Here is a 22,925-nt window from a genome sequence, read left to right as displayed (position 1 = left end):
CGTCCGATCGGGTTTCAATCGAGTTGCAACACCACGACTCGCTGTCCGGCCCGCACCGCCGAGCCCGGTTGCACCCGGATCTCGCGCACCACACCCGCCATCGGCGCCAATAGCGGGATTTCCATTTTCATCGACTCCAGAATCACCAGCACCTCACCGGCCTCGACACGGCTGCCAACCTGCACTTGAACCTGCCAGAGGTTACCGGCGATGTGGCTGTCGACGCTCATTTCGCCGCTGGACAGCGTGGCCTCTTCGGTGGCGTCGGCCACCGCTTCCTCACTCTCGAAATGTGCCTGCCCACTGGCGATCCAGCGCTCGCGCTCGGCGTTGAAGGCGCCTTGTTGCTGCGCGCGAAACGCGGCGATGGTCTCGGCTTCCTTCGCCAGGAATGCCTGGTAATCGGCGAGGTTCAACTGGCTGTGTTCGATGTCCAGATCGAAACGTCCCAGGGGGAAATCTCGACGGATGCGCAGCAGTTCTTCGGCGCTCACCGGGTAGAAGCGGATCTGGTCGAAGAATCGCAGCAGCCACGGCTTGCCTTCGAAGGCTGCGACGTCGCGGTAGCGGTTCCACATCTGCAGGGTTCGACCGACGAACTGATAGCCACCGGGGCCTTCCATGCCATACACGCATATGTAGGCGCCGCCGATACCCACCGAGTTCTCTGCGGTCCAGGTCCGGGCCGGGTTGTACTTGGTGGTCACCAGGCGATGGCGTGGGTCGAGCGGGGTGGCCACCGGCGCACCGAGGTACACGTCGCCCAGCCCCATCACCAGGTAGCTGGCGTCGAACACCGTGCGCTGCACTTCATCGAGGTTCGGCAAGTCGTTGATGCGGCGGATGAACTCCAGGTTGCTCGGGCACCAGGGCGCGTCCTTGCGCACGGTGGTCATGTACTTCTCGATGGCCAACTGGCAGGCCGGGTCATCCCAGGACAGCGGCAGATGGACGATACGCGAGGGCACTTGCAGGTCCCTGGCGGCGCACACCGCGTCCCATTCACCGGCGACGATGCCCAGCAGGTCGGCCAACGGCAGTTGCTCGGGTTGGTAGTGCACTTGCAGCGAGCGGATACCCGGGGTCAGGTCGATCACGCCGTGCAGGTGTTTGCTTTCCAACGCCTGCATCAGGGCATGGGCGCGAAAGCGCAGGACGAGGTCGAGTTCGGGGGCTCCGATTTCCAGCAGCAGGTGAGTGTCGCCGGACAGCCGTGCGACGAGGCGAGTGTCGGCCTGGCCGATGTCCAGCACGATAGGCGATACCAGCTTCTCTTCTGAACCACGGCCCTGTAGGAGCGAGCTTGCTCGCGATAGCGGTGTAACAGGTAAAGAAGTGTTGGCTGACAAGCCGCCATCGCGACGGTTCGACGCCTCGACAAGCTCGCTCCTACAGGTGGTGTTCCAGTTCAGGGCGAGGGCTCGCGCGGTGGCGAGATCAACCGGCAAAAACTGCACCTTGTCCCCCGCCTTGAGTTGCCCCAGCTGCCAAAGGTCCGCCTCGATCACCGTCACCGGACACACGAACCCGCCGAGGCTCGGGCCATCGGGGCCGAGGATCACTGGCATGTCTCCAGTGAAATCCACCGCGCCAATCGCGTACGGGTTGTCGTGGATGTTCGAAGGATGCAGACCCGCTTCGCCGCCATCGGCGCGCACCCACTCCGGCTTCGGCCCGATCAGGCGCACACCGGTGCGGCTGGAGTTGAAATGCACCTCCCACTGGGTGTCGAAGAAGGTGCCGATGTAATGTTCGGTGAAATATTCCGGCGCGCCGTGGGGGCCGTAGATGACGCGGATCTGCCGGACGGCCGGCAATGGCGTGATCTGTTCTGCGGCCAGTTGTTGCCCGGTGCTGCGATCGCTCAGGGCCGGCACATGCAGCACGTCGCCGGCACGCAAGGCGCGACCGCCGTGGCCGCCAAACTGGCCGAGTGTGAAGGTGCTTTTGCTCCCCAGATAGTCGGGCACTTGCAGGCCGCCGCGCAGGCACAGGTAGCTGCGCGCGCCGGCTCCGGCCAGTGTGCCGAGGCTCAGGGTGGCGCCTGCCGGGATCAATAATGCCGTGTTCATCGGCACCGTTTCACCGTTCAACGTCAGCGGGATTTCGGCGCCGGTCACCGCGACCACGGCGTCGCAATTGAAGCGCAGCAACGGCCCGCTCATGGTGATTTCCAGTGCGGCAGCGCCTTCTTCATTGCCCAGCAGCCGGTTGCCCAGACGCAGCGCGCGGCTGTCCATCGGCCCTGACGGCGGAACGCCTACGGCCCAGTAACCGAGGCGACCGGGGTAGTCCTGGACGCTAGTCTGGGTGCCGGCGCTCAGCACTTCGAAGGTGTTGGCGTGGTAGTGCAGGTTTTCAAGGCAGCGGGTCCAGGGCTGGCCGCTGGCGAACGGTGCATCGAGCACAATCTGCCGAAGGTAATCGCGGTTGGTTTCCACGCCGTAGAGCACGCTGTCGCCCAGGGCCTGATGCAGGTCGGCACTGGCTTGCTCGCGGGTCGGCGCCCAGCAGATGACCTTGGCGATCATCGGGTCGAAATACGGCGGGATCTCGCAACCGGCCTCCACCCACGTGTCGATGCGCAGTCGTTTGCCGTCGGCCGTCGGGAAATTAACGGCCGTCAGCAGACCCGGGCTCGGCTGGAAATCGCGACCTGGATCTTCGGCATACAGGCGCGCCTGAATGGCATGGCCCTCGGCCTTGAGGCCCTGGTGCAATTCGTTCAATGGCGGCAAATCACCGGCCGCCAGTTCGACCATCCAGCGCACCAGGTCAACGCCCCAGACTTGTTCGGTGACACCGTGTTCCACCTGCAACCGGGTGTTCACTTCCAGGAAGTAAAAACGCTGGTCTTCGCTGTCGAAGACGAACTCCACGGTGCCGGCGCTGCGGTAGTTCACCGCTTTCGCCAGTTTGATCGCCGCCGCGCACAGCTCATCCGCCATGCCGTCTGGCAGGTTCGGCGCCGGGGTTTCTTCGAGGACTTTCTGGTTGCGCCGCTGCACCGAACAGTCGCGCACGCCGAGGGCGATCACCTCACCGCGACCGTCGCCGAACACCTGCACTTCGAGGTGGCGAGCGCGCTGGATGTATTTCTCGATGAACACACCGGCGTCGCTGAAATTGTTCTGGCCGAGGCGTTTGACCGCGTCGAAGGATTCGCTCAGTTCGGCGGCGTTGCGGCACACGCGCATGCCGATGCCACCACCGCCGGCAGTGCTCTTGAGCATCACCGGGTAGCCGACCTGTTCACCCGCGCTCAGCGCCGCGTCGAGGCTGTCGAGCAGTTCGGTGCCTTCGAGCATCGGTACGCCGTGCCGTTTGGCCAAGGCGCGGGCGGTGTGCTTGAGACCGAACACCCGCAGTTGTTCCGGCGTCGGTCCGATGAAGGCGACACCTGCCGCTTCGCAGGCCTCGGCGAATGCGGCGTTTTCCGAAAGAAAACCGTAGCCGGGGTGGATGGCCGTGGCGCCGCTGGCCTTGGCGATGGCGAGGATTTTTTCCACGGCCAGGTAGGTGCCGGCCGCCGCGCCTTCACCCAGGCTGTGGGCTTCATCGGCTTGCAGGATGTGCAGGCTCGCAGCGTCAGCTTCGGAGTACACCGCCACGCCACCGACGTGCAGTTCACGCAGGGTGCGCAGGATGCGGCAGGCAATCGCGCCACGGTTGGCAATCAGGACTTTTTCGAACATGGCATAACCCCCGGAGGCGATTGCACATCAGCCTCGACCTGGGATGCGGGCCGTCCCGCAGTTTTTCGATCAGCGCCGGGGTCGTCCCTGGCGGGGAAATCACAATCTCCAGAACACCATCAATCCCTGTGGGAGCGGGCTTGCCCGCGATCAGGGTGTGTCAGGCAGAAATGAGGTATCAGATGTACCGTCATCGCGGGCAAGTCGAGCCGTCGCACCGCCGCTCCCACAGTGGAGAGTGGCGCTTTCACTTTTTCAGGCACTGCCCCGACCGCGCCTGGCACAGCGCAAACAACCACCGCCGCAACCGCATCAGTTTCAGTTCCATACCAGCAGCTCCGCAGGCGTCGGGTTGTAGGCATTGCACGGGTTGTTCAATTGCGGGCAGTTGGAGATCAGCACGATCACGTCCATCTCGGCCCGCAGGTCGACGTACTTGCCCGGTGCAGAGATGCCGTCTTCAAAGGTCAGGCCGCCGTCGGCGGTGACCGGTACGTTCATGAAGAAGTTGATGTTGGGGCCGATGTCGCCTTTGCCCAGGCGGCCGTCGTGCACGCAGGCGCGCAGGTAGTTGTCGCGGCAGCTGTGCATGTAGCGTTTTTCCAGAGCGTAGCGCACGGTGTTGCTCTCTTGCGCGCAGGCGCCGCCGAGGGTGTCGTGGCGGCCGCAGGTGTCGGCGACGATGGTCAGCATCGGTTTGCCGAGGTTGGAATACAGCACGCTGCCGGTGCTCAGGTACACACTGTTCTGCCGGCGCAGGGTGCGTTGCACGTCGTAGCGTTCCCTGGGGTTGGCGACGCTGTAGAACAGGGTATCGACGGCCTGGTTGCCCTCAAGGTCGAGAATGCGCAGGGTCTGGCCGGCCTTGACCTCCATCAGCCAGGGTTCGCCGGCGGGGATGGTGGCGCGGTACACCGCTGTTTCCGGAAGCTTTTGGGCGGTAGCGATTGCGAGTGACATGGCAGCGATCCTCAGGCGAACAGGCGGTCGGTGTTGATGAAGCCGCGCTCGTTTTCCGGGCGCGAAGTGCGGCAGTGTTCGGCGACACTGGCGTCGGCGTTCATCCAGGTGAGCTTCAGCGGTTTGGGTGCGTACTGCGGCGACGGGTCCATGGGGTGCTGCAACGCGGTCAGCACCACCAGGGTGTCCATCGGCGCATACAGCTCGATGTAATCGCCGGCCTTCGAGTTGCCTTCGATGAAATGGAAACGCCCGGCGTCATCGACGTTGACGCGGCTGAACAGGTTGAGGGTCATCAGCAGGTCCGACAGCCCCAGGCCCCACTTGCCCAGTTCCACCAGCAGGTTGTCGGTGCCATTGCGGAAGAAGCCGTTGCGCAGTTCCTGGTAACGACCGGCGCCGTACTTGTGTGCCACTTCCTCAGCGCACAGCACGCCACCGAAGCTGTCGCTCCAGCCGCAGGTGTCGACGGTGATCGCTGCCAGCACCCGACCCATGTCCGAATACAGGCAGTGGCCACTTGTGAGCTTGGCGGTGTGCTGGCATTTGAGGCTGTCGGGCAGGTTCAGGCGCTCGGTTTTTTCGTTGGCGTTGAGCAGCGTCAGGCTGACGTTGGCGCCGCCGCGCAGGTCGGTCAGGCGCAACAGTTGGCCGCGTTTCAAAACAAAGGAGCGATGGCCGCCGCCGGGCAGGGTTTCTTCGGCGAACGGTGGGAACAGTTGAATCGAATCAGTCATGGCAAAATTCCTCTCAAGCGGTACGAAGCGCGCCTGCCAGTGATTGTGGCAAGGCGTCGACGGCGGCGCGTTGGGCGCGGCGGTCGCTGTTCAAAGGGATGTCGTAGGTGATGCGTGCGCCATAGGCGCTGGGGGCGTGCGGGTCGAGGCGAACCTTGTCGAACACCAGCAGGCGTGTGCCCAGGCTGAAACCTTCGGACAGGTCATGGGTGACCATGAACACCGTGAGTTGCGTCTCGCGCCACAGCTCCAGAAGCAGGGCATGCATGTCCTTGCGGATGCCGGGGTCGAGCGCGCCAAAAGGTTCGTCGAGCAGCAACACCCGGGGTTTCATGATCAGCGCCTGGGCGATGGCCAGCCGTTGTTGCATGCCGCCGGACAACTGCGCCGGGTACTTGTCCAGCGCGTGGCCGAGGCCGACTTTGTGCAGCAACACCGAAGCCTGTTCGCGAGCGTCTTTTTTCGCACTGCCAAACAGCCGTCCGAGCAAGGGCGAGCGCGGCAGTTCGAGGCCGAGCGTGACGTTGTCCAGCACGGATAAATGCGGGAACACCGAGTAGCGCTGGAACACCACGCCACGGCTCGCGTCCGGCTCGCTGGCCAGGGCCTGGCCATCGAGCAGGATCTCGCCACGACTGGCGCGTTCCTGGCCAAGCAGCAGGCGCAGGAAGGTCGACTTGCCGCAACCGGAGGCGCCGACCAAAGTGCAGAACTCACCCTCGCTGACGTTCAGGTTCAAGCCTTCGAGCACCACTTGGTCGGCGTATTGCTGCCAGACATTCTTGACGGTGATAAAGCTCATGCTCGCGCTCCTTCATACCAGGGAAACGCGCGCTGGGTCAGGCGCTTCAGGCCCCAGTCCATCAGCCAGGCTAGCAGGGTGATCCACACCACGTACGGCAGGATCACATCCATCGCCAGGTAACGACGCACCAGGAAGATCCGGTAGCCCAGGCCATCAGTCGAAGCGATAGCCTCGGCGGCGATCAGGAACAACCACGCCGAACCGAGCATCAGTCGCAGCGAAATCAATAGCCGTGGCAGCAATTGCGGCAGCACCACACGCAGCATCAGGGTCCAGGTCGAGGCGCCGAGGGTCTGGGCCTTGATCAATAACTCCACAGGGATTTCCCGCGCCCGTTGTTCCAGGTCCCGCGCGAGGGCCGGGGTGATGCCGATCACGATCAGCATCACCTTCGAGAGCTCGCCCAGCCCGAACACGATGAACAGAATCGGCAGGATCGCCAGCGGCGGCACCATCGACAGCACCGTCAGCAGAGGCGACAACGGCGCACCGAACAGCGGCAGGGTACCGGCGGCAATGCCCAGGCACAGTGCTGCCAGCGCGCTGATGCCCAGGCCAATGGCCAGGCGTTGCACACTCGAACCGGTGTCCTGCCACAACAGATATTCACCGGTGCGCGTGTCGGCGGTGAACGCCAGGCGCTTGACCGCATCGACCATTTGTACGGCGCTGGGCAGCAACTTGTCGTTGGGGTTTTCCGTCAGCCGTTCGGCCGAGCCCATGAAGTAGGCGAACAGCACCAGGGCGAACGGCAGGATCACCAGCAACAGGCGACTGGCGCGATCCGGGTGACGATTGATCAGGCGCATGGCCAGGTCCTCTTCTTACAGCTTGGCGTCGGCGGCCATTTGCACGTAGCTGGGGTCGAAGCGCAGCTTGAGATTGCCTTTGTCACCACTCGTCACGCCGTTGGCGAAGGCCATGCCGACCGCGCTGGTGTCTTTCGCGCCTTCACCCAGCAGGCCGTGCTGGAAGGAGAACTCGGCGACCCGGCGCATGGTTTCGGGCAGTTGTTTGCTGGTGGCGAAGGCAAGCGCTTCCTGCGGGGTGGCGAACAGCTTGGTGGTGTCCAGTTGCGCCTGGAACCCCGGGAGGTCGGTGCCCGAGGCCTTGGCCATGTGCTCGAGCGCAACCTTGCTGGCGGCGTTCTTCGCGTTCATCAACTCAACCACTTCGAACCAGGCGCCGGTCAGGGCCTTGCCCAGGGCGGGGTTGTCCTTGAGGGTGGCGCTGTTGACCACCATCATGTCCATGATTTCGCCGGGTATCTGGCTGGAATTGAACACTTCGGTCACACCAGGCTTGGCCTTGATGTCCGAGAGCATCGGGTTCCAGGTGGTCACGGCGTTGACCTGATCGGTGTTGAAGGCGGCGGAAATGTCGGCGTCGGACGTGTTGACCACTTTCAGGTCTTTCTCGGTGAGGTCCACCGAGTCCAGCGCACGGGCCAACAGGTAGTGCGACACCGACAGTTCAACCAGGTTGACGTCCATGCCCTTGAGGTCGCTGACCTTCTTGCCTTCGCCCTTGAGCACGACGCCGTCGTTGCCGTTGGAGAAATCGCTGACGATCAGGGCGGTGCTGTCGACGCCACCGGCGGCCGGAATGGTCAGGGCATCCATGTTAGTCATGGTGCAGCCGTCGAACTGGCCGGCGGTGTATTGGTTGATCGATTCGACGTAGTCGTTGAGCTGCACCACATCGATCTTGATGCCGTACTTCTTCGCCCACTTATCGACGATGCCCTGGCTGCCGGCGTATTCCCATGGCATCCAGCCGGCGTAGATGGTCCAGCACACGCTGAAATGGTCTTTTTGGGCGGCTTGCGCCTGGAAACTCACGACGGCGGCGAAGGCGGCGGCAAGCAGGGCGGGTAAACGAAGCTGGGGCATGGTGGTTCTCCAGTTGATCATGGGCGGACAGGACGGCAGCGGCACCGTGAACGGTGGCTTGTCTCCCGGGCTTTTGTCCCGCCGTGTAACCTCAACTGGAGGTCGCCAACTCTCGGACCAGCCACTCGTATCAACGAGCCGGAACCCTAGTCAGCCATTTGCAAATTGTGGTGCCGCGAACCTGTGATGACTTCCTGCACGGGTTTGCTAAAGCGAGAGGCGTGCCAAGTTGTGACGGGCCTTCTGGCACGCGGGATTGAGGCGGGCCGACACGGTGGGGGAATGATGCTTTGCGTCGTGATGGTGCGCGCACGCACCGGCATGCAGCACATGAGCCCGTGCCGAAGATGAAAAACCTTTCATCGGACAGATGTTTCAAGTTGTTGCCGGGCCGCACCAGATTTCGGAATCGATGTCTGATGTTTCGACAGCTCCCGAATAATGGGCTGTCGCTCGCCAGCGTCGCTGGTGTGGCTCACTCGCGGTCCAGGAGGCCGCCATGTATCGCCGACTACTTCTCATCGCTGTGCTTGGATTGTCTGTAGGTGCCTGCGTGCCTTATGCCGATGGCGGGGGGCGTTACTACAGTTCCGAGGTCTATTCATCCCCGGCGTACTATTCCGGCGGCGGGGCCTATTATTCCAACGGCGGCTACTACTCATCACCACGCCGCTACTATGCGCCGCCTGCGCGGTATTACCAGCCGACGCCGCGCTACTACACCCAACCTCGGGTCTACCAACCGGCCCCGCGTTATTACCAGCCTTCACCACGAAACGATTATCGCGCGCACCAGAGTTGGGACAACCATAGCCGCAGCGGCTGGGACAACCGCAACCGCGGTGGGTGGAGCAATGACTACCGGGGCGGTGGTCGCGATGGCCATCGGGGTGGGCGAGGTGGTCATGATGGGCGGGGCGATCATGACGGACGGGGTGGGCATCGGTAATTGCCTTTGACAAATGTTTGATAAAACGGCGCGACCAGCGCCGTTTTTTTGCCTACATGAAATTTGAGGCTCCTTATCTCCTTCTCCTCGGAGCTTCGACGAACCCTCCTACATTTTCCCCTCTGCAAGTTTGTTAGCGTTCAGGCAGTCGCGTGAATATTCAGGGAGGGGAGGCGTCATGATGCCTGGATTGCTGATGGGATGGCTTTTATTGGCACAGGCAATCAGCTTCTCGCCTGTTGCGGCGGATGAAGTGGTCATCGAGTGAGCAACTGCGATTGAGACAGGGCACTGCGTGGGTTGAGAGCGTGACTCGGCACAATCACGCTCTACCCCTCCAGCGGATGCAGTATTCAACGGTCGATCTCACCTGGGGGACTGCGCAAAAAGTCCGTATCGTACTGACCGATGCCACCGATCTGAACAGCTCTGGCATCGAGATCATTGAGTTCGTGGATGGTGCAAGCATTGGCCTTGATCAGATCATCGCTGCCAGCCAACTCAAGCCGTTGCGCAATCCTGCTCGTCCGCGATAGGCCTGATGACGGCGCTATCGCGAACAACACCCCATCAAAGCTCCGAAAGATCCGCCAACGGATGCCGCCCCTCCCAGACCTTGTGGAAATGCGCCTCTACCACCGCCTCCGGCACCGTATTGATATCCGACCAATGCCAATGCGGTTTCTGATCCTTGTCGATCAACCGTGCGCGCACCCCTTCGCTGAATTCCGGATGACGGCAGCAGTTGAGACTCAAGGTGTATTCCATCTGGAAAACCTGGGCCAGTGACAGGTGTCGGGCGCGGATGATCTGTTCCCACACCAGGTGCGCGGTCAGGGGCGAACCTTCGGTCATGGTCCGGGCGGCGCGGCTGAGCAGCAGGTCGCTGCTGTCGCGATGTTGACTGATGGCCTTCCAGGCACAGCGCACGTCGCTGACGTCCAGCAGTTCGTCGATCTGCTGGCGACGAGGCAACCATTGGGCCTCGGGCATTTGCGCCGTTGCTTCCTGCTGCAAGGCCTTGAGCAAACTGTTGAGCTGCATCGCGGTCTGTTCCTGCCAGTTCAGTTGCAGCAAACCGTCAATCAATGCCTGTTGCTGCTCATCGAGCAGGAAACGATCAGCCAGGCCGAGGTCAATCGCATCGCGGCCGTTCATGTGCGCGCCGGTCAAACCGAGGAACAACCCGAGCTTGCCAGGCAGGCGGGACAGGAACCAACTGGCACCGACGTCGGGGTACAAGCCGATGCTGATCTCGGGCATCGCCAGGCGACTGCTGGGTGTGACGATGCGAATGTTGGCGCCTTGCAGCAGGCCCATGCCGCCGCCAAGCACATAGCCATGGCCCCAGCAAATCAGGGGTTTGGGATAGGTGTGCAGGTTGAAGTCCAAGCGGTATTCTGCCGCAAAGAAGTGCGCGACCAAGGGCGGCACTTCGCCGGGGTGTGCGCGACAGGCTTCGACCAGGCTGCGCACATCACCGCCTGCGCAGAAGGCCTTGGCGCCGTTGCCGCGCAGAAGGACGCAGACGATCTGCGGATCCCTGGCCCAGGCGTCCAGTTGGTCTTGCAGGGCGTTGATCATTGGCAGTGACAGGGCGTTCAGGGATTTCTCGGCGTCCAGGCTGGCGATGCCCAGGCGTGCGCCGTCGGTGCCGGTGAGTTCTTCGAAGTGCAGGTTCATCGTGACCTCGCTCGGGAATTTGAGGGTTAAGTATGATCGCTGTGTGGGAAAGTGCCGGATCTGCGTCAGATCAATTGACAAGCGCGATGGGCTTTCCTAGGGTTCGCCCCATTGTTTTTGCCGGGTGCATCCATGACTGCTGACGACCGTATCAAACTCGAACCGAGCTGGAAGGAGGCACTGCGTGCTGAGTTCGACCAGCCCTACATGGCAGAGTTGCGCAATTTCCTGCAACAGGAGCGCGCGGCCGGCAAGGAGATCTATCCACCGGGCCCGCTGATTTTCAACGCCCTCAATTCAACGCCACTGGACAAGGTCAAGGTTGTCATCCTCGGCCAGGACCCGTACCACGGCCCGGGCCAGGCCCATGGGCTGTGCTTCTCGGTGCAGCCGGGCGTGCCGGCGCCGCCGTCGCTGGTTAACATCTATAAAGAACTCAAGCGTGACCTGAACATCGACATCCCCGGCCACGGCTATCTTCAAAGCTGGGCCGATCAGGGCGTGCTGATGCTCAACACCACCATGACCGTCGAGCGCGCCAACGCCAATGCGCACAAGGACAAGGGCTGGCAGTTTTTTACCGATCGGATCATCGAAGTGGTCAGCGAGAAACAGCCGCATCTGGTGTTCATGCTGTGGGGCTCCCATGCCCAGAGCAAACAGAAGCTGATCGATGCCACCAAGCACCTGGTGCTGACCTCGGTGCACCCCTCGCCGCTGTCCGCCTACCGAGGCTTTCTCGGTTGCGGGCATTTCAGCCGGACCAACAAGTTTCTTGAGCAGAATGGCGAGACGCCGATCGAGTGGCGGTTACCGCCGCTTTAGGAGCGAGCATGCTCGCGAAGGAGGTTCAGACGCCACGGGGCATCAGATTTCCCGCGTTATCGTTGACGACCATCGCGGGCAAGCCCGCTCCCACAAGAGCACTGCTGACCCTGGAGGAGCGGGCTTGCTCGCGATGGATTCACCCAGGTTTTCAGTCCGAAGCGCTATCCCGATTCCAATACCGAAACAACGGCTCCGCCAGAAACAGCACAAACAGCAACCGCATCACCTGCATCGCCGTCACCAGCGGCACCGACAACTGCAAGGTCTCCGCGGTCAGGCTCATCTCCGCGATCCCGCCGGGCATCATGCCCAGGGTCAGTGAGCGCAGATCCAGATGGGTCAGTGCGCTCAACCCCAATGCCGCCGCCGTGGCGATCAGCATGGTCAGTACGGTGCCAATCAGCGTCCGCCCCATGAACGACGGAGCACGGCGGAAAAACTCCCGGTTGAAGTGACAGCCCAGACCGCTGCCGATCAACCACTGGCCGATCTGGCTGCCGCCGTTGGGCAGGCCGATGTGCAGATCCCAACCGATACTGACCGCCGCACTGACCAGCAGAGGGCCAAACAACCAGGGGTTGGGCTGTCGAAGACGTTCCCACAGCCAGGCCGCTAAAGCGCCGGCCGGGAAAAGAATGGCCAGCCACCACCAGTTGACGGCGGCAGGATGCAGCACCGGTGCGCCGTCACCCAGCAAATACTTGAAGGCAGCCGGTACGCACAACACGACCACCAGCACCCGTAGGCTCTGGCCGGCCGCGACACGGCTGAGCACCGCGCCGTTGCGTGCGCCGAGGTTGACCATCTCACCGGAACCGCCCGGCATGCTGGAAAAGAATGCGGTGGCGCGATCTTCACCGGTGCGCCGCATCAGCCAGACGCCGACCACGGCGGACAGGCTGGTGATCAACGCACCGAAGAAGATCAGACCGAAGTGGCTCATGACCTGCTCGATCACCACGGGGGTGAAGTGCAGGCCAATGCCAATCCCGACCACCCACTGGCCGCACTTGCGACCGCCGGGGATTTCCGCCAACTGCCATGGCGTGAGGCACCGCACCAGGATGATCGCGAGTAACGAGCCGACCATCCAGGGCAGCGGCCAGCCCACCAGGCTGGCCAGGTAACCGCCCAGCGCGCCGACGAGCGGCGTACCCCACCAGGCGTTGAAGGACGTTCGATCAGACATCGGCTACCGCGCGACGAGCGACCACACGCTTACGCCAGATACGCAGCAGTGGCAGCGACAGCATCAACACGGTCAGTACCCAGACACCCATGGTGATCGGACTTGACCAGAGGATTTCCAGCGCACCGTTGGAAATCGACAGGGCGCGGCGCAGGTTCTGCTCCATCAGGCCGCCCAGGATGAACCCCAGCAGGACTGGCGACAGCGGGAAGTCCAGCTTGCGCAGGATGTAGCCGAAGATACCGATACCGACCATCAGGAACAGGTCGAACGTGGTCGCATGGACGGCGTAGACGCCGATCCCGGTAATGATCGCGATCACCGGCACCAGGGCCCAGTTCGGCACGGCGAGAATGCGGGTGAAGATGCGGATCATCGGGATGTTGAGGATCACCAGCATGATGTTGGCGATGAACAACGATGCGATCAGGCCCCAGACAATGTCCGGTTGCTGTTGGAACAGCAGCGGGCCGGGCGTGATGTTGTACAGCGACAGGGCGCCGATCATCACAGCAGTGGTGCCCGAACCCGGAACGCCAAGCGTCAGCATCGGTACCAGCGCACCGCAGGCCGAAGCCCCGATGGCGGTTTCAGGTGCGGCCAGGCCACGCATGTCGCCCTGGCCGAAGGTGCCCTTGGCGCCCGCGATGCGTTTTTCGGTCATGTAGGCCACGGCGCTGGCCAGCGTTGCGCCTGCGCCGGGCAGTACGCCCATGATGAAACCGAACAGGCCGCAACGCAGGTTCACGATGAACACCGCCGACGCTTCCTTGAAGTTGAACATCATTCGCCCGGTGGCTTTCACCGCCTCTTGGCCGCGATGGGTTTTTTCCAGCAGCAGGAGGATTTCGCTGATGGAGAACAGGCCCAATACCAGCACCACGAACTGAATGCCGTCGGTGAGGTGAATGTTGTCCCCGGTGAAGCGGTACACGCCGCTGTTGGCGTCGATGCCGACCGTCGACAGAAACAGGCCGATCAACGCCGCAATGAAGGTTTTCAGCGGTCGATCACCGGCCATGCCGCCGAGGCAGACAATGGCGAATACCATCAGTACGAAATATTCCGCCGGTCCGAAGGCAATCGCCCATTTCGCCAGCAGCGGCGCAAACAGCACCATGCCGCAGGTGGCAATGAACGCACCAATGAACGAACTCCACGCCGACAGCGACAGCGCCACACCGGCCAGGCCTTTGCGAGCCATCGGGTAGCCGTCGAGGGTGGTCATCACGGTAGACGCTTCGCCGGGAATGTTCAGCAGGATCGAGCTGATCCGCCCGCCGTATTCGCAACCCAGGTACACCGCCGCCAGCAGGATCAGTGCCGACTCCGGTGGCAGACCCAGTGCGAAGGCGATCGGGATCAGCAACGCCACGCCGTTGATCGGACCCAGGCCCGGCAACAGGCCGACGACCGTACCGATCAGGGTGCCGCACAGTGCGGTCACCAGGTTGTAAGGGCTCAGCGCGACGCCGAAACCCTGGCCCAAATAGCCAAAAGTATCCATATCAGTTCTCCAGGACGTCGAGCAGGCCAAGCGGCAGCGGCACGTCCATCAACTTGTCGAACAGCAGGTAGAGACCGATTGCCATCAGCGTGGTGACCACGACGCTAGGCAACCAACGACCGCCATACAGGCGCGCCATCGGGATACCGATCAACATGCTGCTAAGAATGAAACCCAGCGGCTCGAACAGCCCGGCGAAGATCAGCAGCAGCACCACGCAGATGCCGATCTTGTTCAGGGTTTCACGGTCCAATTGCGGGTCGTCTTCACTGTGCACGATCGGTGTCGGCCGAATCACCATGTACACCAAGGCAAGGCTCATCAGGCCGAGCATCAGCAACGGGAAGGCACGGGGTCCTACGGGTTCATAGGAAAAAGCCGCTTGATACGGCCATGCCATCAGCGCCAGGCCAACACAGACCAATAGCAGCACCGAGGCAAAAATACGTTGAAAAAGCATGGCAAGCTCCTGGGCCGCGGCCCCGTCGAACGGGGCCGCAACCGCTAGACAGAGGCGATCACTGAATCAGGCCGAACTCTTTGGCCAGCACTTTGTAGTCCGCGACCTGCTTCTTCACGTAGGCGTCCAGTTCCGGGCCAGTCATGGCAAACGGGAACAGTTCACGCTGATCGCGCAGCTTGGCGAACTCGTCGGACGCCAGCAGTTTGTCGAAGGAGTCTTTCCACCAGGCGTAGTCTTCATCGCTGACTTTTGGCCCCAGGTAGAAGCCGCGAACCACTGGCCAGACGATGTCGTAGCCTTGCTCCTTGGCGGTTGGAATGTCTTTCATTTCCGGCTCGTCCAGGCGCTTGTCGGAGAACACGGCCAGCAGGCGCATGTCACCGCTCTGGATGTGCGGCATGGAGTCGGAGATGTCAGTACTGCCTACCTGGATGTGACCACCGAGCAATGCGGTGGCGATCTCGCCGCCGCCTTCGAGGGCGACATAACGCAGGTCGCGCGGGTTGATCCCGGCAGCCTTGGCAATCAACGCGGTTTGCATCCAGTCCTGGCTGCCCACGGTGCCACCGGAACCGATGACAACGGAGCTAGGATCTTTCTTCAGTGCCTGAACCAGATCGTCCAGGGTCTTGTAGGGTGAATCGCTCTTCACCGCGATGGCACCGTAGCTGGTGCCGACCGCTGCCAGCCAGCGCACGGCATTTTCATCGAAGCGGCCGAACTTGCCTTGGGCCAGGTTCAGCAACGAGCCGCTGGACCACGCCACCAGTGTGCCGGCATCGGCCGGACGCTGGGCAACGACCGCGTTGTACGCCACGGCGCCAACGCCACCGGGCATGTACGTCACGCGCATCGGTTTGGTCAGCAGTTTTTCGTTGACCAGCGCGCTCTGCGCCAGTTTGCAGGTCAGGTCGAAGCCGCCGCCGGGCGAAGCCGGAGCAATGCATTCCGGGCGTTTGGGTTCGGCCATCAATTGGCCGGCAAACAGCATGCAACTGGCGGCGAGGGCGAAACGGCGCAGTGAGCGATTCATGGTTATCTCCACGGGAATTGTTGTTTTTGGGGATGTTTCAGGTGCGGCGATTTCGCGAGGCGCAGCCGAGATCGGTGCTGACACGCGCAAACAATAGGGTTCGGACAAAGGAGGGCGGCGTAGAAGCCTGAAGCTGTTTTGACAGCATGGCGCGATACCTCGGTTATTGTTCTTATTGGCGAAAACGCTTCGTGGCGTTTTTCGGGCGCTGCATTCAAAAGCGAGAAGCAATCGATGATAGGAATGGTCTGGCAGAAACATTCCGTAACTTGACTCTAACCAGCGAACCTTTCGCTAACCTTTCAATTGGCTTTCACCAGGCTTTCACTGTTTTTAGGGCTTCACAGCGACGGATGCGGCGGTAAACTCCGCGCGGTCGAACATCCCTGAATGAGGTAAAAATCCATGCGTGTTCTGCTCGTCGAAGACCACTTGCAGCTTGCCGAAAGTGTCGCTCAGGCGCTCAAGAGCACGGGACTGACCGTGGACGTGCTGCATGATGGCGTGGCCGCAGACCTGGCGCTCGGCAGCGAGGACTACGCCATGGCGATTCTCGACGTCGGCTTGCCACGCATGGATGGTTTTGAAGTGCTGGCGCGTTTGCGCGCACGCGGCAAGAACCTGCCGGTACTGATGCTGACGGCCCGCAGCGACGTCAAGGACCGGGTTCATGGCCTTAACCTCGGCGCCGACGATTATCTGGCCAAACCTTTCGAATTGACCGAGCTTGAGGCCCGGGTCAAGGCCCTGTTGCGCCGCAGCGTGCTCGGTGGCGAACGCCAGCAAACCTGCGGTGTGCTGGCTTATGACGTGGATACTCGCCGTTTCACCCTCGGCGATGAACTGCTGACGTTAACCTCCCGTGAGCAGGCGGTGCTCGAAGCGCTGATCGCCCGTCCGGGGCGGGTGATGAGCAAGGAACAGTTGGCCTCCCAGGTGTTCGGCCTGGATGAAGAAGCCAGCCCCGACGCCATCGAAATCTACGTTCACCGGTTGCGCAAGAAACTCGACGGCCAGCCGGTTGCCATCGTGACCTTCCGTGGGCTGGGCTACCTGCTGGAAAGCCGTGATGCATAAGCCCAGCAGTCTGCGCTGGCGGTTGCTGTGGAACCTCGCGCTGTTGCTGGTGGTGTTGATGCTGGCCAGTGGTTTGAGCGCCTATTGGAACGGGCGCGAAGCTGCTGATACTGCGTACGATCGGACCCTGCTCGCCTCGGCGCGAACCATCGCCGCCGGTGTGTCCTCGCGCGATGGCACCCTCAGTGCCGATGTCCCTTATGTGGCCCTCGATACCTTCGCCTACGACAGCGCCGGGCGGATTTTCTATCTGGTCAACGACATCAATCAGAAGCTGATTTCCGGCTATGAGAATCTGCCGCCACCGCCGCCGGGTACGCCTCGCACCGATGATTATCCAGCGCTGGCACGCTTCTACAACGCGACTTACCAGGGGCAGAACGTGCGGGTGGTCAGCCTGCTCAAACCGGTCAGCGAGCCGAACATGAACGGCATGGCAGAAATCCGCGTGGCTGAAACCGATGAAGCACGTGTCAGCATGGCTCGCAGTCTGGCGGCCGATACCCTGCTGCGTTTGGGTATGCTCGCGGTCGGTGCGCTGTTGATGGTGTGGTTTGCCGTGAGTGCTGCGTTGCGTCCACTGGAGCGATTGCGCACGGCGGTAGAGGAGCGGCAACCCGACGACCTGCGGCCGTTACCGCTGGTGGAAGTGCAGCACGAATTGTGGCCGCTGGTGCGAGCGCTCAATCACTTCACCGAGCGCCTGCGCGGACAGTTTGAGCGCCAGGCGCAGTTCATTGCCGACGCCGCCCATGAACTGCGCACGCCACTGGCGGCGCTCAAGGCGCGGTTGGAACTGGGGCTGCGTGCTCACGACCCCGAGACCTGGCGCACCACCCTGGAAACGGCGGCCCAGGGCACGGACCGCTTGACCCACTTGGCCAACCAGTTACTTTCGTTGGCGCGGGTCGAAAACGGTGCCCGAGCGATTGCCGAGGGTGGCGCGCAGTTGCTGGACCTGAGCCAACTGGCCCGCGAACTCGGCATGGCCATGGCGCCGCTGGCCCACGCCCGTGGCGTCGCGTTGGCGCTGGAGGCAGATGAACCGGTCTGGCTGCGCGGTGAGCCAACGCTGTTGAATGAGCTGCTGAGCAATCTGGTGGACAACGCCCTGGCCCACACGCCACCGGGCGGCAATGTAATCCTGCGGGTTTCGGCACCTGCGGTGCTGGAAGTCGAGGACGATGGGCCAGGAATCCCTCTGGAAGAGCGCGACCGAGTGTTCGAGCGCTTTTACCGGCGCAACCAGCAAGTCGCCGGTTCGGGGTTGGGGTTGGCGATTGTCGGTGAAATTTGCCGGGCGCACCTGGCGCAGATCAGCCTGCATGATGGCGAGCAGGCGGGGCTGAAGGTGCGGGTGAGTTTTATTGCCGGTTAAAGGCGCGGCAGATCAATAGAACATCGACCTCGATTCTTCGAGCTCGTCGCACATGGCCTTGTTTTGTGGGTCAATCCCCAGCTTTTTGAACGCCGGCACGCTGAACGCATCGATCCGAGCGATTGGGTGATCGGTGTCCTTGTAGCAATACAGGCTGGCGACCTGCACCAGGTCCACATAGTCGACGTGGCCGGACTCGCGCTTGAAATCCAGGTACAACAACGGGACCTGTACCAGCATGTCTGGAAACTCCCAGACCCGCAGCAGCTTTTCGCCCAACACCGGGTGGATATGGTCAATGACGTGGTTCAGGCTGACCGGGTCGGACAGCAGCTCGTAGTGATCTTCGGCGTAGGTCAGGATGGGCAATACGCCAATCTGATGCACCAGCCCGCCGAGTGCGGCCTGATCGGGCTTGAGTTGCGTGTAACTGCGGCACAGCGCATAGCTGACGCCGGCGATCTCCAGGCTTTTGCGCCAGACGTCGCGCATTTTTTTCTCCACCACTTCAGAACTGGCGTGAAAAATCTGCTCCATGACCAGGCCAATCGCCAGGTTGCTGCTGTAGTTGACGCCCAGGCGAGTAATGGCCGTGTGCAGGTCAGTGACTTCCTGTGTGGCGCGCAGCAGCGGGCTGTTGACCACCTTGATCAGTCGCGCAGACAGCGCGGCGTCACGGCCGATCACCTTGCTCAGGTTACTGACACTGATTTCCGGATCTTCAGCGGCCTTGCGAATTTGCATGGCCACTTCCGGTAACGTTGGCAGAACCAGGTCATCGTTATCGATGGCCTCAACCAAATCCTGTTGGATCTTATCCGCCAGCTCACTCATTTCTGTTCTCTAGGTGTTGCGACAAGTGTTGCCGTTAACGCTGGATTTCGCGATCGCGATCCAAATCGTACGGCAGGTCGAGCAAGTGCAGGGCTGGCCCATCGAGTGCGCCCAGATGGATGTCACCGCTTTCTGCCGCTTCGGCTTGCAGCACGGCCAGAAGTTCAATGCTGTTCTCGGTATTCGCGGCAATCACGACTTCGCCAATGGAACTGTTGTGGGTCGCAGAATACAACGCGACGCCAGGTTCCGGTAACTGATCGGCTGCGAGGCTCAAGCGATACAAGCGGCGCTTGAGTTTGCCCAGGTACTGCATGCGCGCGACGATTTCCTGGCCGGTGTAGCAACCCTTTTTGAAACTGACGCCACCGACCGCCTGAAGGTTGAGCATCTGCGGAATGAACAGTTCGCGTGTGCCGGCCATGACCTGGCCGATCCCTGCGCGGATCTGGCCCAGCAGCCATTGGTTGAGATCACCTTCGGCCAGCAGGGCGGCCAACTGGCCCTTGATGGCGTCAGCCTGATCGGCGGCCACCCAGAGTTCGGCACGTTGCGGTGAAACGCGAATGGCGATCAATTGACCATTACGCGCCACGCTGTCGGTCTCGGCTGACAGTTCCACGCCCAGGCCGATCAGGGCGGCATCGCCCTGGTCGAGGCCGAAGCGCACCCAGGCGGCGCTTTCATCGGTCAGCTTCGACTTGGAGAACACGGCATACTTTTTCAGGTCCGCCAGCTGTGGTTCCAGCAACTCACTGGCCATGGCCATGAGCACGCCGTCGCCTTGCAGCAGGATGCGGAAGCTCGATTGCATCCGACCCTTCTGCGTGCAACGGGCGCCGAGACTGGCCCGGGCGTCGCTCAGGTAATTGAGGTTGCAGGTCAACTGGCCTTGCAGGAACTTGGCGGCATCGGCGCCGCGGACCGCGAGAACGCCTTCGTGAGAGAGGGTGCAGAAAAAAGCAGAATCGGCCATGGGACATCGCAGGGTGAAAAGTCTGAGGGACATCATAAGGGCGCGCCCATGAAATGGATAGTTCACAAAAGGTCGAGGGAGACCGACCAAAGCCGACTGTTCGACGCAGGCCAGGTCTGTATACTTGCCGCCTATTTGAGGAGCGCTCCATGGTCGAAGATGTTGAACTCAATCGCCTCTACTGGCATAGCCGTCGCGGCATGCTTGAACTTGACGTGTTGCTGGTGCCATTCGTGAAGGAGGTCTATCCGCACCTCAACGAGGTGGATCGCGCCTGCTACGTCAGGTTGCTCGAATGCGAAGACCAGGACATGTTCGGCTGGTTCATGGAGCGCAGTGAATCCGAGGATCCGGAGCTTCAGCGCATGGTTCGCATGATCCTGGATCGTGTCCAGCCCAAGTAAGACCTTCGAATGCCGCTGGCATGCCTCACGGCAGTTGCTGGCGGCGTATTTACTGGCCCAGCTGTTCGCGCTGGGTGCCTTGTCCCTTCTCGACATACCGCTCTGGGCCAGTTTGCCGGCTGCATTGTGCTGCCTGGTTCACGGAGTCTGGGTTTTGCCCAGGCAGATACTGCTGACACATGCTCGAGCCTTCTGCGGCTTGCGTCGCGATGCCGATGGCTGGCAGCTGTGGAACCAGGCGCAGGGCTGGCAGGCGGTGCAGCTGCGACCCGATAGCCTGGCGTTGCCATTGATCGTGGTGCTGCGTTTTCGTCTGCGTGGTGAGCGGCGGGTGCGGGCGATTTGCGTTCCCCGGGACTCGCTGGCGTCGGATCTGCACCGACGCCTGCGAGTGCGCCTTACCTTCAGTCGACGTAGGTGGGCGGCACCAGAATAGTGTCCAGCGCCACCGGCAGCATGTTCGGATAGTCGAGGGTGTAATGCAGACCGCGGCTTTCCTTGCGTTCCATGGCTGAAAGGATCATCAGCTCGGCTACCTGGGCCAGGTTACGCAGCTCGATCAAATCGCGGCTGACCTTGTAGTTACTGTAGAACTCGTCGATTTCGTCCAGCAACAGCTGCACGCGGTGCTGCGCCCTTTGCAGGCGCTTGTTGGTGCGCACGATGCCAACGTAGTCCCACATGAAGCGCCGAAGCTCATCCCAGTTGTGGGCGATGATCACGTCTTCATCCGAGTCGGTCACCTGGCTGGCGTCCCACACGGGCAGGGCGACGGGCATGGAGATCTGCGGCAATTGCTCGAGAATGTCCGACGCCGCTGATCGCGCATAGACGAAACACTCCAGGAGCGAATTACTGGCCATGCGGTTGGCGCCATGCAGGCCGGTGAAACTGGTTTCGCCAATCGCATACAAACCCGGCACGTCGGTGCGACCCTGTTGGTCGACCATCACGCCGCCGCAGGTGTAATGCGCGGCGGGCACCACGGGGATCGGCTGTTTGGTGATGTCGATGGAGAACTCGAGGCATCGCTCGTAGACGGTCGGGAAGTGGGCCTTGATGAACGATTCCGGCTTGTGGCTGATGTCCAGATAGACACAATCGATGCCGAGCCGCTTCATCTCATGGTCGATCGCCCGGGCGACGATATCCCGTGGGGCCAGTTCTGCGCGCGAGTCGAAACGCTGCATGAAACGCTCGCCATTGGGTAGCTTCAGGTGTGCGCCTTCGCCCCGCAGCGCTTCGGTGACCAGAAAGCTCTTGGCTTGCGGGTGATACAGGCAAGTGGGGTGAAACTGGTTGAACTCCAGGTTCGCCACCCGGCAACCGGAACGCCAGGCCATGGCGATGCCATCGCCGCAGGCGCCGTCCGGGTTACTGGTATAGAGATAGACCTTGGCGGCGCCGCCAGAGGCAAGGATCACGAAGCGCGCGCCGTACGTGTCGACTTCGCCGGTGCCGCGATTGAGCACATAGGCGCCGAGGCAACGATCGCCTTCCAGGCCCAGGCGCTTCTGCGTGATCAAATCGACAGCGACCCGCTGTTCCAGCAGCTCGATGTTGGGTCGTTGCCGGGCTTTGTCGAGCAGGGTCCGAAAGATTGCCGCACCCGTCGCGTCGGCCGCATGAATGATGCGCCGGTGGCTGTGGCCGCCTTCACGGGTCAGGTGAAACTCGAAACCGCCGTCCTCGTTGCCGGCATGATCATCACGGGTGAACGGTACGCCCTGGTCGATCAGCCATTGAATCGCTTCCTTGCTGTGCTCGACGGTAAAACGCACAGCGTCTTCATGACACAGTCCGCCGCCGGCATTGAGAGTGTCATCGACGTGGGATTCGACGGTATCTGTGTCGTCCAGAACCGCAGCGACGCCGCCCTGGGCCCAGAACGTCGAACCATTGGCAAGGTCGCCTTTGCTCAATACGGCAATGCGCAAATGACCGGGCAAGGTCAGCGCAAGGCTCAAACCGGCAGCGCCGCTGCCAATGACCAGAACATCGTGTTGAAACTGTTGGCTCATTTCAGGATTCCGCTCAAAGCGACCCGGGTCGGGTAGGCGCCAGACTTGCCTGGGCGAGTCGGGCAGCCACACAGCCCACTAGTATATAGAGGGGGGAGCGGCACAATAGCCGGGCATACATGGCATTGTGAAACTACAGTGACAGGATCAGTCTGACGGTTCGTCGGACGATTTTGCGCTCCATTCGGCGGCCAGGCGACTGTATCGTGGATTTAACAGAATTTTTCCACCCAGGGTTGCACAATATCCGAGTTGCACTGTTACAAATAATTGGAACTTTTGCCAAAGGCTCAAGATCAATAGTCCGTTGCCTGAATCAAGGGACAGCGTCGGCGCCAGTGCGGGATTGCGGTTGGATCCACATTGTCGAATTCGATGACAAGATAATTCGCGCGGCCGGGGTACACCCGAGCTGCGCTTTTCGTGCGTGCCAGTTCAGAGCCCGCAGGAAACTTGCTTGGAGGGGAGAACTTTTGCGAAAAGCCCGAGTCTAT

The 22,925-nt window shown here is 61.7% G+C and carries 21 protein-coding genes and 1 riboswitch; of the genes, 7 read left to right on the top strand and 14 right to left on the bottom strand.

The annotated features are described in order from the left end of the window. Window positions 1-14 precede the first annotated feature (14 nt). The 6 genes from uca to AB4N64_RS18510 all read right to left on the bottom strand — a co-directional run bounded on the left by uca (window position 15) and on the right by AB4N64_RS18510 (window position 8,089). Complete coding sequence (gene uca, locus AB4N64_RS18535; RefSeq protein WP_460117329.1) at window positions 15-3,695, bottom strand: urea carboxylase; 3,681 nt, start codon at window positions 3,693-3,695, stop codon at window positions 15-17. A 318-nt stretch (window positions 3,696-4,013) separates the two neighbouring features. Then, window positions 4,014-4,655, bottom strand: coding sequence for an urea amidolyase associated protein UAAP2 (locus AB4N64_RS18530; RefSeq protein WP_460117328.1), 642 nt, complete (start codon window positions 4,653-4,655; stop codon window positions 4,014-4,016). Between the two features lie 11 nt (window positions 4,656-4,666). Continuing rightward, window positions 4,667-5,392 (bottom strand): urea amidolyase associated protein UAAP1, encoded by a 726-nt coding sequence (locus AB4N64_RS18525; RefSeq protein ID WP_460117327.1) that lies wholly within the window; start codon window positions 5,390-5,392, stop codon window positions 4,667-4,669. A 13-nt stretch (window positions 5,393-5,405) separates the two neighbouring features. After that, the gene (locus AB4N64_RS18520; protein ID WP_460117326.1) at window positions 5,406-6,194 is read right to left on the bottom strand and encodes an ABC transporter ATP-binding protein; all 789 of its coding nucleotides are present in this window, start codon (window positions 6,192-6,194) and stop codon (window positions 5,406-5,408) included. Continuing rightward, window positions 6,191-7,006: an ABC transporter permease gene (locus AB4N64_RS18515; protein WP_460117325.1), complete on the bottom strand. Its 816-nt coding sequence runs from the start codon at window positions 7,004-7,006 to the stop codon at window positions 6,191-6,193. The genes AB4N64_RS18520 and AB4N64_RS18515 overlap by 4 nt, the downstream gene beginning before the upstream one ends. Window positions 7,007-7,021: 15 nt before the next feature. Beyond that, window positions 7,022-8,089, bottom strand: coding sequence for a putative urea ABC transporter substrate-binding protein (locus AB4N64_RS18510; RefSeq protein WP_460117324.1), 1,068 nt, complete (start codon window positions 8,087-8,089; stop codon window positions 7,022-7,024). 60 nt (window positions 8,090-8,149) lie between these two features. Then, a riboswitch (guanidine-I (ykkC/yxkD leader) is annotated at window positions 8,150-8,250 on the bottom strand. Between the two features lie 338 nt (window positions 8,251-8,588). Here AB4N64_RS18510 and AB4N64_RS18505 point away from each other — a divergent pair. Together AB4N64_RS18505 and AB4N64_RS18500 are read left to right on the top strand one after the other, a co-directional pair. Next, window positions 8,589-9,038, top strand: a complete 450-nt coding sequence (locus AB4N64_RS18505) for a hypothetical protein (RefSeq protein WP_460117323.1) — start codon at window positions 8,589-8,591, stop codon at window positions 9,036-9,038. A gap of 308 nt (window positions 9,039-9,346) precedes the next feature. After that, complete coding sequence (locus AB4N64_RS18500; RefSeq protein WP_460117322.1) at window positions 9,347-9,574, top strand: hypothetical protein; 228 nt, start codon at window positions 9,347-9,349, stop codon at window positions 9,572-9,574. Window positions 9,575-9,608: 34 nt separating this feature from the next. Here the strand turns inward: AB4N64_RS18500 and AB4N64_RS18495 are convergent, their stop codons facing one another. Continuing rightward, window positions 9,609-10,721 carry an enoyl-CoA hydratase/isomerase family protein gene (locus AB4N64_RS18495; RefSeq protein WP_460117321.1) on the bottom strand — a complete coding sequence of 371 codons (1,113 nt, stop codon included), beginning with the start codon at window positions 10,719-10,721 and terminating at the stop codon, window positions 9,609-9,611. Window positions 10,722-10,853: 132 nt separating this feature from the next. On the opposite strand from AB4N64_RS18495, the gene ung reads away from it, so the two are divergent. Continuing rightward, window positions 10,854-11,546: a uracil-DNA glycosylase gene (ung, locus tag AB4N64_RS18490; RefSeq protein WP_460117320.1), complete on the top strand. Its 693-nt coding sequence runs from the start codon at window positions 10,854-10,856 to the stop codon at window positions 11,544-11,546. Window positions 11,547-11,697: 151 nt separating this feature from the next. On the opposite strand, the gene AB4N64_RS18485 is transcribed toward ung, so the two are convergent. Genes AB4N64_RS18485 through AB4N64_RS18470 form a run of 4 tightly spaced genes read right to left on the bottom strand, consistent with a single transcriptional unit; the run spans window position 11,698 to window position 15,741 of the window. Continuing rightward, window positions 11,698-12,738 carry an AbrB family transcriptional regulator gene (locus tag AB4N64_RS18485; protein ID WP_460117319.1) on the bottom strand — a complete coding sequence of 347 codons (1,041 nt, stop codon included), beginning with the start codon at window positions 12,736-12,738 and terminating at the stop codon, window positions 11,698-11,700. Further along, window positions 12,731-14,245, bottom strand: coding sequence for a tripartite tricarboxylate transporter permease (locus AB4N64_RS18480; protein WP_460117318.1), 1,515 nt, complete (start codon window positions 14,243-14,245; stop codon window positions 12,731-12,733). The genes AB4N64_RS18485 and AB4N64_RS18480 overlap by 8 nt, the downstream gene beginning before the upstream one ends. A gap of 1 nt (window position 14,246) precedes the next feature. Next, window positions 14,247-14,705: a tripartite tricarboxylate transporter TctB family protein gene (locus AB4N64_RS18475; RefSeq protein ID WP_460117317.1), complete on the bottom strand. Its 459-nt coding sequence runs from the start codon at window positions 14,703-14,705 to the stop codon at window positions 14,247-14,249. A gap of 58 nt (window positions 14,706-14,763) precedes the next feature. Continuing rightward, entirely contained in the window at window positions 14,764-15,741 is a 978-nt protein-coding gene (locus AB4N64_RS18470; RefSeq protein ID WP_460117316.1) for a Bug family tripartite tricarboxylate transporter substrate binding protein, read from the bottom strand. 405 nt (window positions 15,742-16,146) lie between these two features. Between AB4N64_RS18470 and AB4N64_RS18465 the strand changes: the two genes are divergently transcribed. Then, the gene (locus AB4N64_RS18465; protein WP_460117315.1) at window positions 16,147-16,818 is read left to right on the top strand and encodes a response regulator; all 672 of its coding nucleotides are present in this window, start codon (window positions 16,147-16,149) and stop codon (window positions 16,816-16,818) included. Then, a complete protein-coding gene (locus AB4N64_RS18460; RefSeq protein WP_460117314.1) occupies window positions 16,811-18,196 on the top strand; it encodes a sensor histidine kinase in 1,386 nt (461 codons plus the stop codon). The genes AB4N64_RS18465 and AB4N64_RS18460 overlap by 8 nt, the downstream gene beginning before the upstream one ends. Before the next feature lie 12 nt (window positions 18,197-18,208). Here AB4N64_RS18460 and AB4N64_RS18455 read toward each other — a convergent pair whose 3' ends face one another. Together AB4N64_RS18455 and ygfZ are read right to left on the bottom strand one after the other, a co-directional pair. Next, entirely contained in the window at window positions 18,209-19,030 is an 822-nt protein-coding gene (locus AB4N64_RS18455) for an HDOD domain-containing protein (RefSeq protein ID WP_460117313.1), read from the bottom strand. A 34-nt stretch (window positions 19,031-19,064) separates the two neighbouring features. Then, a complete protein-coding gene (ygfZ, locus tag AB4N64_RS18450; RefSeq protein WP_460117312.1) occupies window positions 19,065-20,006 on the bottom strand; it encodes a CAF17-like 4Fe-4S cluster assembly/insertion protein YgfZ in 942 nt (313 codons plus the stop codon). A 149-nt stretch (window positions 20,007-20,155) separates the two neighbouring features. Between ygfZ and AB4N64_RS18445 the strand changes: the two genes are divergently transcribed. Together AB4N64_RS18445 and AB4N64_RS18440 are read left to right on the top strand one after the other, a co-directional pair. Further along, entirely contained in the window at window positions 20,156-20,410 is a 255-nt protein-coding gene (locus tag AB4N64_RS18445) for an FAD assembly factor SdhE (RefSeq protein WP_003184348.1), read from the top strand. Beyond that, window positions 20,394-20,846: a protein YgfX gene (locus tag AB4N64_RS18440; protein ID WP_460117311.1), complete on the top strand. Its 453-nt coding sequence runs from the start codon at window positions 20,394-20,396 to the stop codon at window positions 20,844-20,846. Before AB4N64_RS18445 ends, AB4N64_RS18440 begins: the two co-directional genes overlap by 17 nt. Here AB4N64_RS18440 and nadB read toward each other — a convergent pair. Beyond that, window positions 20,815-22,431, bottom strand: a complete 1,617-nt coding sequence (gene nadB, locus AB4N64_RS18435; protein ID WP_460117310.1) for an L-aspartate oxidase — start codon at window positions 22,429-22,431, stop codon at window positions 20,815-20,817. The two genes, AB4N64_RS18440 and nadB, sit on opposite strands and share 32 nt — an antisense overlap. Between the last annotated feature and the right edge of the window lie 494 nt (window positions 22,432-22,925).

This window comes from Pseudomonas sp. S2_C03, from assembly GCF_054668405.1.
The sequence above is the reverse complement of the archived record's forward strand: the minus strand, read 5'-3'. Positions and strand labels throughout refer to the sequence as shown.